Here is a 12,378-nt window from a genome sequence, read left to right on the forward strand (position 1 = left end):
CTCCATCTTTTTTTGAACTATTTTACCTTTATAAATCCATTCTTTTCGAATACTTTCATAGCCTCATCACTCTGTAAATACTCCAAGAACTTCGAAGCTTCATCACTATTTTTGGAGGCAGCAACTACTGCCGCCGGCAATATAACCGGTTTATGAGAATTAGCTGGTGCCGCAGCCACGATTTTGACTTTATCTGAGATGATCGCTATTGTATCCCAAACAAAACCTGCTTCGGCGTTGTCTGTCTCTACATAGGTCATTATTTGCATTAGATCTTTGCCTATTACGAACTTAGGTTGTAAAGTGTCCCATAATTTAAGGGTCTCCAGGGTTTCTTTTGCAGTCTTAGCTGCCGGAACTGATTCGGCTTCACCAATTCCAATTTTCTTAACCTCCGTCTTCGTTAGATCTTCGAAGCTATTAATAGAGGTATTGCTTTTATTAACGATTAAGACAAGTTCATCCCCCAGCAAATTTACCCTAGAGTCCTTCTTGATAAGCCCCTTTTGCTCTAGCGCATCCATCTGAGGCTTACCTTGAGAAATAAAAATATCTGTGGCCCCCCCTTGCTCAATTTGATTTTGGAGTGAACCTGACGGTCCATAATTAAATACCAAATTCACTTGAGCATTTTTTGCTGTATACAATCCTTTAATTTCTTCAAAGGAGCCTTTTAAACTAGGAGCAGTGGAAATCAAAAGTTCAATAGGTTTATTATAGACAACTCCCTTGTCTTCCGGTTTTGAGGTTTGATTGACAACCCCGGAACATCCTGAGATAAACAGAACAAGTAACAAGATCGAGCACGCAACAAATCTCAAGGCAACTTTAGCTTTACTTGACTTCCAGATTTTATAAAGTGGTTTCATGGATTTACCCTCTTCCTCATTAGATTTAGCAGTGAGTGAACTCGTTCAACTAAAGAATAAAATTAGACAATTATTAGATTATCAGGATTAAATCGGAGGTTCCAAGGCTGTGGTTTATCCTTCAATTCGAACCACATTTGTTTGGTGATCTCCCATTGTATGTGGTAACCGCCCTTTCCTAAAGTCGCGACTTGCATGGATAGATAGGCTGTTATCCGAGAAGGAGTCTGAGTTGTGAAATTAAGCCAACAACTAAACACATTGTCTTGTTTTTCATCTAAGGCCAGTTCGATTTCATGGGCACGAATACCCACAAATTCGATGTGTTTAACAATTTCGTTCTTGGTTTTTAAAGTTATTCCCCAATCCAAGGCCTCTACCTCAAACGGTGATATGTATTTTGCCAAAGAAGAATTCTTGCACCCTGTTAATTGCGCTGATACAAGTGTAGGCGGAGACCTGAATACTTCCTCTGTCCCTCCTTTTGCTTCAATTTTACCCATTGAAAGTACTACCAATTTGTTGCAAACGCTATAGGCCTCATCCATATTATGGGTTACGAACAGGGTTACTCCAGGATAATCTGCTAAAGTCTCAGTCAGTTGTTTGACCATATGGCTTCTTAGATAGTCGTCAAGTGCGGAAAATGGTTCATCCAAGAGTAACGCCTCTGGCTCAATAGCCAAAGCTCTGGCTAGAGCAACCCGTTGCTGTTGTCCCCCGGAAAGTTGGTTTGGATATCTTTTCTCCAAGCCTTCCAGCTTAATCATCTTCACCTTTTCCTTGATGATTGCCATTCTTTCCTCTCTCTTTTTATCTTCAATTCCGAAACCAATGTTCTCTTCGACAGTCATATTAGGAAAAAGTGCGTAGTTTTGAAATAAATAGCCCATCTTCCTTTTGCGGCAGGGGAGATTAACGCCTTTCTGAGAGTCGAACAAAGTCCGGCCGTTGAGAACAATTCTGCCCCTATCCGGGGTATCAATTCCTGCAATACAGCGCAAGGTCATACTCTTTCCCGAACCTGAAGCTCCTAGAAGTCCAAGAATGTCCATGCCTGTGTCAAAATTAACATCAAGTTCAAAACCTGGCAGTTTTTTTTGGATATCAACCAATATTTCCATACTATTTCCTGCCAGCGGTAGCGATCATCTTGCGCTGGTAATCCGTCCAATAATTCATTAACGTCATAACGATCAAGGAAACAATAAAAATAAGCATCACCCATATCAAAGCCTTTCTCATTTCTCCGCTTTCGGCTGCAAAGAAAATAGCAGCAGGGATTGTCAGTGTTTTCCCAGGTATATTACCACCAATCATGAGCGTTGCACCAAAATCGCCCAAGGCCCTTGCAAAAGCTAATACCGTACCGGCAGCTACTCCCGGCCAAGCAAGCGGAATCGTTATCCTCCAAAATATTTTCCACTCTGAGACACCCAACGTACGAGCAGCATTAATAATATTTTGATCTATTTGTTCAAAGGCACTTCTGACCGTTCGATACATTAAAGGGAAAGCGACAACTGAAGCCGCAATCACAGTTGCTGGCCAAGAAAATATCACAGTCTTTCCAATAGACATTAAGAGTTTCCCAAGAGGTCCGTTCTTGCCAAAAAGTATAAGAAGCAAGAATCCTATAACTGTCGGTGGCAAAACCAAGGGCAAGGTAAGCACGCCGTCAATCAATCCCTTGAATTTCCCCCTATATCCCGAAACAAAGCATGCAGCTGCAATTCCCAAGAAAAAGGTCCCGATAGTTGCTATTATTGCTGCTCTTAGTGAAATCAGTAACGGGGTAAAGTCCATTCCTAATAAATCACGATAAACACAATAACCCCCTCTCTATCGTCATGTATAATCACATAATAAATAGGACTCCCAAAAAGAGAGCCCTAAACAAACTGGCTTCCCAGTCTAATACTTGCTACTCCTTTTCAAAATGAAAGGCCTACCCGTTTCCGAGAACACCCTGAGGACTTAAAGCCCTGTCCAGTGACCATGGACTTACTCTTTAGGTCATTCTGGATCGGAGATTTACTATTCTATTTTCCTTGATTTCGAAATACAGATGATTCGCTTCACTGAGCTTTATCGAACTTCCTTAACTCCTCTTGCTTACCATGATCCAGCTTAATAATCTGATCTCCCAGCATTTCTGCTTCCTGAAGATCATGCGTAACTAGGATAAAAGGAATCTGCCATTGGACTTGGAGCTTAAGTAACTCTTGTTGAAGTGTACTCCGCGTGTCCTGATCAAGGGCGGAGAGCGGTTCATCGAGCAACAAAAGTTCGGGCTCGGTCATTAAGGCACGGGCGAGAGCGACTCTTTGTTTCTCTCCACCCGAAATCTGATTGGGATAACGATTTCGCAAATGTTCAATCTTTAGCATTTCTAAGACATTGGAAACGGTAAGCACCTTGTTGGGGATACTCCCTTTCTGGGGCTTTCCATACATCACATTTTTCTCCACAGTCATGTGCGGAAAAAGAGCATAGTCTTGGAAAACGTAGCCAATGCGTCGCTTTCTAATTGGAATATTTACGCCCTGCTCAGAAGAGAAGACGATCTTGTCATTGATATTAATCTCCCCCGACGAAGGGGTCTGAAGCCCTGCTACACATTGCAAGATCGTCGTCTTACCTGCACCAGAGGGACCAACAAGGGCAAGAATTCCATTGTTCAAGGAGAATTTGATTTCAAGCTCGAAGGTTGGTAACTTCTTCTGAAAAAACGCCTTTAGCATTATGCCCCACCTCCTCGCGAGTCTCGTCGTGATCCTTTACCCCATCTGTTCAGTCCATAAATAACCAGAAAACTAAAAATAGTCATGATGATAACCAATATGCTTGCTTGCCCTGTGTCGCCCGCTTCATTAGCAAAGTAGATAGCAATCGGCATTGTTTGCGTCTTGCCCGGAATATTTCCTGCAATCATCAAGGTAGCTCCAAATTCCCCCAGAGACCGAGCGAAGGCTAAGACTAAGCCCGCAACAATACCATTCAATGCTAACGGAAGGGTTATGGTGAAGAACACCCTAAGTTCTCCAGCCCCTAATGTACGCGCTGCCTTCTCAAGATTTGGATCAACATTCTCAATGGCGACCTTGACAGATTGGTACATCAAAGGAAAGGCAACGACAGCGGCTGCGATTACTGCTCCCGCTAGGGTAAAGACGATTCTAGTATGAAACCATTGTTCGAATAACTTCCCTAGCGGACCGTTTTTTCCAAAAACATAAAGCAACATGAAGCCGATAACCGAGGGGGGAAGTACCAAGGGCAAAGTAATAACAGACTCTACAACATCTTTGCCGAAGAACTCACGCTTGGCCATAAGGGCAGCTATTGGTATAGAAGAACAAGTGACAATAATAACAGCAGCAAAAGCAACTTTCAGAGACAAAACTATCGGAACATAACTAAATTCCATCGGACTCCCCCGGAAATTTTTTTTATTTTGCTAAGGTCTTAAAACCGTATTTTACAAATATTTGCTGGGCTTCCGAACTCTCTAAGTATTTTAGAAAATTCTCAGTAACTTGCTTGTTTTTAGTAGCCGAAATAACTGCTGCCGGATAGACAATGGCTTTGTGACTGCTCTCCGGGACCACTGATACAACCTTAACCTTTGCTGACCCTTGAGCATCGGATTTATACACAAGTCCTGCCTCTACATTACCTGTTTCTACGTAATTCAGGACCTGGGTCACATCCTTAGCCAATACAAACTTCGGCATTAAGGCATCCCAAAGTTTGAGATTCATCAATGATTCTTGTGCGTACTTTCCGGCGGGCACGGACTCAGGTGTACCGATGCTGATCTTATCAACATCCGGTTTAGTCAAATCTTCGAGGGAAGTAACCTTGTTGTTATCCTTCCCCGTGACAAGCACTAATTCATTTCCTACTAAATCGACTTTACTCTCTTTAAGTAACAAATTCTCTTGTTCGAGGGCATCCATCTGGGTTTTCCCAGCAGAAATGAAAAGATCAACCGGAGCACCTTGTTCGATTTGTTGTTGTAGTGTACCTGAAGCTCCAAAGACGAAGGTAAGCTTTACCCCGGTTGTTTTCTCAGCATACGCTTTCTGGATTTCCGTCAACGAATCTTTCATACTCGCTGCGGCAGATACCATGATTTCTGCAGATTCAACTTCTGGGACGTTTGTTGCGGATGGGGTATTACTTCCTGTATTACAACCGATAGAAGATAGAATTAGCAGAAATCCAAAACTTAATACTAATAACCATGAGACTTTCTTCACTTATACTCCTCCTCAATCTTTCTTAGTAATCTCTAATCATGTTAGTTTATATTTTTTAGTGTTAGGAAAATAAGCGCCTTTCATCGAACACGAGCAAACGTAAGCTAACAAGACTGAACTACACTGCCATTATACGATATGTTATAATACAATAGCAAGACATAAGTGAGAAATTACTAATTGTATTCATTATGAAAAATACTCATGAGAGACAGGTGCGTTGGATATGTCCACTGATATTTCGTATACGCCCGAAGAAGTTGCCAAAATCCTCAAGATTTCCAAGTTCACGGTTTATGAGCTGATCAAGCGGGGTGAGCTGGCGGCTTACCATATCGGCCGCAAGGTCCGCGTTGAGGGCGCTGATATTGAGAGCTATAAGCAAAAATCTAAAGGGATGAGTTCACTGCCCTCCCTATTAGACCCCCCAGCACTGAGTGAGCGATTAAATAATAGTATCTCGCGTGATGAAAACTTAGTCATCTGCGGTCAAGACATCGTCCTTGACATTTTAACCCGCTATTTGGAAAAACAATTTCCGCAGGTTCATTTTTTGCGTCGTTACATTGGAAGCATCGATGGACTGATGGCTTTATACCGCGGCCTTGCCAACGTTGTCACCGCCCACTTATGGGATAGTGATACTGATGAATATAACACCCCCTACGTTCGCAGACTAATGCCCGGTCACCAAACTTGTGTCATAAACTTAGTTTATCGAATCGAAGGATTTTATGTTGCCAAAGGAAATCCCAAAGGTATCATCACTTGGGGAGACCTAACTAAACCTGAGGTCCGTTTTGTAAACCGGGAAAGAGGATCCGGTGCGAGAGTGTTGTTAGATGAACAGCTGAGGCTTTCAGGAATTAATCGCAACGATATTCTTGGCTATGGAGATGAAGAAATGACTCACCTGGCCATAGCCAGTAAAGTTGCACGTGGGGAAGCGGACGTTGGGTTAGGGATTGAAAAAGTGGCCATGCAATTCATTAATCTTGATTTCATACCACTTCATAAAGAACGCTATGATTTAGTAATACGCCTAGAAGATCTGGAACGCCCTCATTTTCAAGCCTTAATTAGCATCTTAAAGTCCCCTTCCTTTCGCAATGAAGTGATGGGTATTGGCGGGTATGATATATCCCGTATGGGAGAGATCATCGCAAAAACCTAGTTATTATCTTTCGATTGCCTACCATTAAGAACAGTTTTACAGTTCCATCGACTCAAACTTAACATCAACGAGAAGTCCATTCTTATGTCCCGTATCTCTATGGCAATTGTTGCATCCTACTTCGTTTTTAATAAGTTTAGCATGCCCTTTAAGCATAGTGGGAGCCTCTAACTCTGGTTTAAAATCACCAACATGACAATTAATACAATTAGAATCGTAGACCTACGATCGATCTTTATAAAAAGCCAAAGGGACAGCCTTAATCTACAGTGAATTAATGGTCTGTCCCTTTGGCTTTTCCTACTTCTTAAGTTATATTAATGACAATATAAAGGTGCGAAATCCCATAGCCTCTGGTTAGCCTTAATAGTAATAACCTCCTTCAAAGTGCAATATCCTAGTTAACAGAAAGGCCTCAATATGAAAGTATATCTAGCTTTGAGTAATAACAAAGAAGAGCAAGTGGCTTATCCCTTTTAAAGGGAGCTTCTTGCTCTGCCAGACTCATCCTTCTTATTTTCCCTTAGGCTTTCCCCAAGGACAGACCTTAATACAAACTCCGCATATGGGCTTTCCGATTTCAGGCCGCTTTGCAAAATCTTCATTAACCTTTTCCACACATCGTGAAAAGTGAAGAGCTTCCTCTCTCGTTTGAGGATGATCTTCCCATGAGCCCCCTTTTATAGCCGAAGCCGGACAAGCCTCTTGGCAATTTTTACATTTGCCGCATCGATTAGTTAGAATAGGATCCGTCTCAAATGGTGCATCGGTCAGTAACGTGGCTAAACGCACGCGTGGACCATATCCCGGGGTTACAAGCAAGAGGCTTTTCCCCTGCCATCCAAGGCCCGCAGCCTTAGCCATAGCTTTATGAGATATATGGCCCATCCAGTTAACCTTATCTACAACTTGTGAAGCAGGAATGGCAAGAGCGCGGAAGCCATTACCGATAATCTCTCCTTGCAAACGCAGGTTAATATCATCTAATAATATATTCGCAGCCAGATAATGATGCAGGTACAAGGGGGTTGGTTCATTCACGATTTGTTCAAAAATATCCGGAGAAATGGCAACAGCAATCACGACAGCATGAGTGTAGGGCTCTAAAAGTCCCTGGGGTACGGTAGGAAGCCCTTCAACACGTGTCAAATCTGCTATCCCGACTAGGTCTGCCCCTAGCTCAATGGCCTTTCGTTTAATCATTAGAGCATTAATCGTCACAGTATCGCTCCCCTTCACTTTTTCCAACCCTGATCGCACAAACATTTAACACCCATCTAGCATTCCACATACTTCCTAAATTTCCTGCAACACTATGCATCGCTGTAGTGAAAGAAAAAAATTGGAATATTTCCTCTTTGAGCTTTTTATTCGTATGGAAGAGTTTGCTTGGTCGCTCAAGTACGTGCCTTTCCAGAGTTTTATAGCGATCTTTCCGCTCTTTCTCTAACTGTTTCCGCTCAGTAATATCCCTCACTGACCAGAGAACAACCTGCCGCTCTCCAATGCTAGCCACTCCGATCTGAATCTCTACTGGGAAAGTTGTCCCATTTTTATGCATGGCCGTAGTGTCTAGTAATACCCTTGCGCAATGTTTTCCGTGGAATGTTAGATTGCTTTAATGAAAATAATGCGGGTATCTTCGTTCCTTGAGCCTCATCCTGCAACTTCCTTTCTGATTAGTCCGTACACTTGTTCACTTTAAATAATTAATCTAGACATTCAACATTAGACCACTAATCTCCTTTGGTAAACGTGTCGATACCTGTCAAATAATTCTGGATTTTAACGATATTCAAAGTCAGCCATCGATTTTAGCAGGAAAAGAATGCAGAAGAGCAAGCGGCCACCCCTTTACCCAAGGGAGCTCCTTGCTCTACACACGGTTGTATAAGTATATCATTAATGGTTAAGATTAAAGTCGACGACACCCTGTAATGTATCGATCAATTCAATGATACTGTTATTGATCAGATATAGCACATCTTCGCGACTTCGTCTAATATCAATGCTTCTTTAAAGGGCTTAGTGATAAAGCCTTTTGCTCCATACCTAATACTTTCTTCAATAATAGCTTTTTGTCCCGTTGCAGAACACATTATTACTTTCGCATGGGCATTATAGTTGAGAATTTCCTTTAATGATTCTATGCCGCTTAATATCGGCATGGTGTTATCCATTATTACGAGTTCAGGGTTCAAGTCCTTGTATTGAGAAATGGCTTCTTGACCGTTTGAAGCCTCACCAATAACCTGATGTCCTGCCTTTTCCAATACTGCTCGAACTATATTGCGCATAAATGAGGAATCATCTACAACCAAAATTCTCATAATAGTTAACCCCTCTCTTCTCTGCAACAATAATCCAATGACAAAAAAAGCCATACCCAAGGGCTGGCTTAAAACTCCCTTGGCAACCCGGCGATCTTTACTTTTAAGTAGAAGACCCGTGGCTTTGCGTCCTTAGTTTTCACTAAGTTTGCCTTTATCAAGCTTATGTGCTATTTTGGACATGAACAAAGATTTTGTAACCGCTATAAAAGGCATTGCCCTTTGAATAATTCTCACGAACCATGGTACTAGGTTCAACACCTTGTTCAGTATATTACCTCCTTCTGTCCCTGTCAATATCGAATTACTTTTCTTGGTGCTTTTGCAATTATCTACAATATTAGTTTTTTTTGCAAAGGAGTCAGTACCATGGACAAGAGACGCTTCTATAGGGAAAAAATACTTGAATGCGCCACAGACATTATTGAAACTGAGGAAATAGACCAGCTGACCGTCTTAAATCTAGCTAAAAAATGCAGTATCAGCAAAAGAACCTTTTATGAGATATTTTCTTCAAAGGAAATCTTAATCAATGAACTTAAGCAAATCGGTTATAACTTGAAAATCATTGATGAGAGGGAGGCGATTATTGAAAAGGCCCGGGAAAGATTTGCTGAGAAAAGTTACAACAGAATTGACATGGAGGAGATAGCTAAGGCGGCTGGACTTCAGCGTGCGACATTGTATAAATACTTCAAATCTAAGGAAGAACTTTTAGAATACTGTATCGTAAAGGAAACCGAAATGATTAAGCGAGAGGCAGGGGAAATATTATTAAATGTTGAAAATCCTGCAGAAGCCTTGGAAAACTATATTACTGGTTATTGCAATTACATAGGCGAGCCCTATCCAAATACTTTATTTTTAGAAGCCTATAACCAAATAGCCCATAATAAGAAGATTGATCAATGTACAAAAGACATACATAATTTTTTTGTTAATAGTATAATGAATTTGCTTGAAGCTGGCATTAATAAGGGTGTTTTTCGCACTGATCTGGATATGGAGGGTATTGCAGTATCCATATTGGCAACTTTGAATGGTCTTGACTTTTTTAGTAAAATTGACCCTTTGCTAGATATCAAAGTACATATAAAAAATAATGTGCTAAGTCTCTTGTTTAATACAATATTGGTAAAATAGTAACTTATGCTCAGATTATCAATTGTGATGACCTGAGCATGAGTTACGTTTAGCCAACCAATAAACCCTCTAATTTTCATTATGTTGAATTTGGGTTTTATCATGGACTCTAGATTAACTGTATGTGTATATTTAATGAATCAGAGTGTTGTCTAAAAAGGTTACTGCTACCTTATTGAGAAGTTACAATAACTTTTTGGCTTTATCTTAATCTACTCAAGTATAAACATTGTTACGCTGCCCTGGAAATCTGTTGCCATTTGAGCCAATGAGGTCGCCGCCCTACGAATTTCCTCCATAGAAGCACTCTGTTCCTCTGTCCCCGCCACCACATTTTCCAAACTGCCTGCAATTTCCTTAGGAATGTCGGCCACCTCCATGATTGAGGAAACAATTGTCTCAGTACTTGCTCCGACCCGCTCAACTACATCAGCAACAGCCTGTGCCTGTTTGGAAAAGTCGTTGACCCCCTGCAAGATACCTTGGAACGCTTCACCAGCTGAGTTAACCATGGTAATCCCCTCTTGCACTGCAACAGTTCCATCGTTCATAGTCTTAACGGCCTTCGTGGTTTCCTTTTGGATCTCATCAACCAAACTACTAATTTTTCCGGCTGCATCACTTGACTGTTCAGCAAGTTTTCGAACTTCATCTGCAACCACTGCAAACCCTCTGCCCTGCTCTCCTGCCCTCGCCGCTTCGATCGCTGCATTTAGAGCAAGAAGATTCGTTTGAGCAGCAATGTTCGTTATCAGGGCTACTATTTCACCAATCTCCCCGGATTTTATTCCTAGGCTATTTACAACATCTGCTGCCTCTGTGACCTTACTACTAATCGCCTGCATCTCGTCGACGGCTTTTCTAACCACACTGTTCCCAGTAGCAGCCTTTTGTGATGTAGAGAGTGATCCTGCCGTAACCAATTGGATATCCTGAGTGATCCTATGCATATGCTCAGAAACTAGTTGGGCGGACTTTGCCGTATCATCGACTCCTTCGAGTTTTTGTTTAACCCCATCAGATACTTCCTGAATAGAATAAGCAATTTGTTCCGTGGTCCTGCTGCCCTCGTCAGCACTGGCGGTCAACTCTTCTGCCGAGGCAGCTAACTTCTGTGAATTGTTGACGATCCCCTCAATAATTCCCTTAAGATTCTCCATCATTGTGTTAAGGTTCTCCGTCATCTGACCGAACTCATCTTTTGAGCGAACCACAATAGTTTCACTTAGATCACCTTGAACAATAGCCTTCGCAAACTGGTTCACCCGTTTTATATTTTTAACGATAAATCGACTATATAGAAGCAGTACCGTCACTATGACCGCGATTGCCGCGACAAAGATCAGGAGCATTCGGTACAATAGCGCATTCAAAGGAGCGAAAAGATCTGTCTCCGAAACGTCAATAGCCAGTGTCCAGCCAAATCCCAAAATAGGTGCATAATAGACCCTTCTTAATCCTTCTCTGGAGTATGTAAACATTCCTTCATTGCCATCAAGCATAATTTTAGCTGCTTCACTCAAACTTTTATTTGGGTCTTCAGTGATTTTAGCTTTCATTACTTTATCTTGATCTGGATTAGCTAAATACTGCCCTTCTCTATTTAATAAGTAAACATCAGCGTTAATATTTAACTTAATATCTCGAATTAGTTTCTGCAGGGTGACAAAATCAAGATCTCCAGTAGCTACACCTATAAAATCCCCTTGTTTATCATGCAACGGTAGGCAGGCTGTGATCATTGCGACATCAGTTACCGCATCGTAGTAGGGATCTGTCCAAACTACATTTTCGTTTGTGTTCTTGCCCGTTATATACCAATCTTGGTTAGGATAGTCATACTTCTCATCACTGTATTCATCCGTATAGATTACTTTGTCATTATCCTTATAAGCATAAGGGCCATAGTACTTAACGTCTTCCCTGTAGGCATAAGGCTCATAAAAGACACCGCTTCCAAAGGTCACTCCACCATTTGTTACGGTTTTTTCCAGTAGACTTGTATGCTGCTCTGGACTAAAACTACCGCCAACTGACTCTAGTGTACTGACTATGCCTTGAATCAAAGTACCGTGTTCCGTTAGTTGTTTTTCCATATCCTTAATTGTTTCCTGCAACTTGGCACTCATCTTATTTTGAATTTCACTGCTAAGAAGTGACTCTGAATATTTATAACTAATTGTCGTCATCGCCACAAGGGTCAGTATTATTAGGGGCAAAATGGCAAGTAATGTCTTACTGCGAATGCTAGAAATACTAAGTAATCTCTTAAGCATAACAACATCTCCTTCGTAAATTTCGAAAGCAAAGCACTCTGTTTTTAACCCTCGCGACATCTTATATCAACTTTTTCGATGCAAACCTCCTCATGTTTCGATTCCTCAAAATTCCATCCAGCGTCACAGGGAGCTCTATAGCATTTAATAATATATATAATACCAAATCATTGTTAGGCTGCTGCTAAGGAAATGTAAGATCAACGTTAAATTTTGTTTAAAAAATTTGCCCTCCCCAAGCTCAAGCAGTCTTGCAAGTTTATCTTTCAAAGTTTTACTTGACTTAAAGTGCCCTCTATGGTTTATGCTATTTAAAAAGCA

General features: G+C 41.3%; 12 protein-coding genes and 2 riboswitches. Of the genes, 2 read left to right on the top strand and 10 right to left on the bottom strand.

From position 1 onward, the window contains the following. Positions 1 to 17: 17 nt before the first annotated feature. The 6 genes from modA (LJE72_RS11190) to modA (LJE72_RS11215) form a co-directional block, all read right to left on the bottom strand. The gene (modA, locus tag LJE72_RS11190; protein ID WP_229247657.1) at positions 18 to 869 is read right to left on the bottom strand and encodes a molybdate ABC transporter substrate-binding protein; all 852 of its coding nucleotides are present in this window, start codon (positions 867 to 869) and stop codon (positions 18 to 20) included. A 62-nt stretch (positions 870 to 931) separates the two neighbouring features. Further along, entirely contained in the window at positions 932 to 1,993 is a 1,062-nt protein-coding gene (locus LJE72_RS11195; RefSeq protein ID WP_229247658.1) for a sulfate/molybdate ABC transporter ATP-binding protein, read from the bottom strand. A 1-nt stretch (position 1,994) separates the two neighbouring features. After that, entirely contained in the window at positions 1,995 to 2,675 is a 681-nt protein-coding gene (gene modB, locus LJE72_RS11200; RefSeq protein ID WP_229247659.1) for a molybdate ABC transporter permease subunit, read from the bottom strand. Between the two features lie 104 nt (positions 2,676 to 2,779). Continuing rightward, a riboswitch (molybdenum cofactor riboswitch) is annotated at positions 2,780 to 2,913 on the bottom strand. A gap of 34 nt (positions 2,914 to 2,947) precedes the next feature. Beyond that, positions 2,948 to 3,613, bottom strand: a complete 666-nt coding sequence (locus tag LJE72_RS11205; RefSeq protein ID WP_229247660.1) for an ATP-binding cassette domain-containing protein — start codon at positions 3,611 to 3,613, stop codon at positions 2,948 to 2,950. Next, positions 3,613 to 4,299 carry a molybdate ABC transporter permease subunit gene (gene modB, locus LJE72_RS11210; protein WP_229247661.1) on the bottom strand — a complete coding sequence of 229 codons (687 nt, stop codon included), beginning with the start codon at positions 4,297 to 4,299 and terminating at the stop codon, positions 3,613 to 3,615. Before modB (LJE72_RS11210) ends, LJE72_RS11205 begins: the two co-directional genes overlap by 1 nt. Before the next feature lie 22 nt (positions 4,300 to 4,321). Then, entirely contained in the window at positions 4,322 to 5,134 is an 813-nt protein-coding gene (gene modA, locus LJE72_RS11215) for a molybdate ABC transporter substrate-binding protein (protein ID WP_229247662.1), read from the bottom strand. A gap of 226 nt (positions 5,135 to 5,360) precedes the next feature. Between modA (LJE72_RS11215) and LJE72_RS11220 the strand changes: the two genes are divergently transcribed. Next, positions 5,361 to 6,308, top strand: coding sequence for a helix-turn-helix transcriptional regulator (locus tag LJE72_RS11220; protein WP_229247663.1), 948 nt, complete (start codon positions 5,361 to 5,363; stop codon positions 6,306 to 6,308). 513 nt (positions 6,309 to 6,821) lie between these two features. Here LJE72_RS11220 and LJE72_RS11225 read toward each other — a convergent pair. The 3 genes from LJE72_RS11225 to LJE72_RS11235 form a co-directional block, all read right to left on the bottom strand. Further along, on the bottom strand, positions 6,822 to 7,574 hold the full coding sequence (locus LJE72_RS11225; RefSeq protein ID WP_229247664.1) for a 4Fe-4S double cluster binding domain-containing protein: 753 nt from the start codon (positions 7,572 to 7,574) through the stop codon (positions 6,822 to 6,824). Further along, the gene (locus LJE72_RS11230; RefSeq protein WP_248286314.1) at positions 7,519 to 7,869 is read right to left on the bottom strand and encodes a PAS domain S-box protein; all 351 of its coding nucleotides are present in this window, start codon (positions 7,867 to 7,869) and stop codon (positions 7,519 to 7,521) included. The genes LJE72_RS11225 and LJE72_RS11230 overlap by 56 nt, the downstream gene beginning before the upstream one ends. Positions 7,870 to 8,278: 409 nt before the next feature. Continuing rightward, positions 8,279 to 8,638, bottom strand: coding sequence for a response regulator (locus tag LJE72_RS11235; RefSeq protein ID WP_229247666.1), 360 nt, complete (start codon positions 8,636 to 8,638; stop codon positions 8,279 to 8,281). A 78-nt stretch (positions 8,639 to 8,716) separates the two neighbouring features. After that, a riboswitch (cyclic di-GMP riboswitch) is annotated at positions 8,717 to 8,801 on the bottom strand. A 206-nt stretch (positions 8,802 to 9,007) separates the two neighbouring features. Here LJE72_RS11235 and LJE72_RS11240 point away from each other — a divergent pair. Next, complete coding sequence (locus LJE72_RS11240; RefSeq protein ID WP_229247667.1) at positions 9,008 to 9,781, top strand: TetR/AcrR family transcriptional regulator; 774 nt, start codon at positions 9,008 to 9,010, stop codon at positions 9,779 to 9,781. 212 nt (positions 9,782 to 9,993) lie between these two features. Here LJE72_RS11240 and LJE72_RS11245 read toward each other — a convergent pair whose 3' ends face one another. After that, complete coding sequence (locus LJE72_RS11245; protein WP_229247668.1) at positions 9,994 to 12,057, bottom strand: methyl-accepting chemotaxis protein; 2,064 nt, start codon at positions 12,055 to 12,057, stop codon at positions 9,994 to 9,996. Positions 12,058 to 12,378 lie beyond the last annotated feature (321 nt).

This window comes from Desulfosporosinus shakirovi, from assembly GCF_020595055.1.
GTDB classification, from domain to species: domain Bacteria; phylum Bacillota; class Desulfitobacteriia; order Desulfitobacteriales; family Desulfitobacteriaceae; genus Desulfosporosinus; species Desulfosporosinus shakirovi.

Bases quoted from the DNA above. Each gene is read 5' to 3' on its own strand.
- modB (WP_229247659.1), bottom strand. From the start codon at position 2,675: ATGGACTTTACCCCGTTACTGATTTCACTAAGAGCAGCAATAATAGCA.
- LJE72_RS11245 (WP_229247668.1), bottom strand. From the start codon at position 12,057: ATGCTTAAGAGATTACTTAGTATTTCTAGCATTCGCAGTAAGACATTA.
- LJE72_RS11240 (WP_229247667.1), top strand. From the start codon at position 9,008: ATGGACAAGAGACGCTTCTATAGGGAAAAAATACTTGAATGCGCCACA.
- LJE72_RS11205 (WP_229247660.1), bottom strand. From the start codon at position 3,613: ATGCTAAAGGCGTTTTTTCAGAAGAAGTTACCAACCTTCGAGCTTGAA.
- modA (WP_229247657.1), bottom strand. From the start codon at position 869: ATGAAACCACTTTATAAAATCTGGAAGTCAAGTAAAGCTAAAGTTGCC.
- LJE72_RS11195 (WP_229247658.1), bottom strand. From the start codon at position 1,993: ATGGAAATATTGGTTGATATCCAAAAAAAACTGCCAGGTTTTGAACTT.
- modB (WP_229247661.1), bottom strand. From the start codon at position 4,299: ATGGAATTTAGTTATGTTCCGATAGTTTTGTCTCTGAAAGTTGCTTTT.
- LJE72_RS11225 (WP_229247664.1), bottom strand. From the start codon at position 7,574: ATGTTTGTGCGATCAGGGTTGGAAAAAGTGAAGGGGAGCGATACTGTG.
- LJE72_RS11235 (WP_229247666.1), bottom strand. From the start codon at position 8,638: ATGAGAATTTTGGTTGTAGATGATTCCTCATTTATGCGCAATATAGTT.
- LJE72_RS11230 (WP_248286314.1), bottom strand. From the start codon at position 7,869: ATGCATAAAAATGGGACAACTTTCCCAGTAGAGATTCAGATCGGAGTG.
- LJE72_RS11220 (WP_229247663.1), top strand. From the start codon at position 5,361: ATGTCCACTGATATTTCGTATACGCCCGAAGAAGTTGCCAAAATCCTC.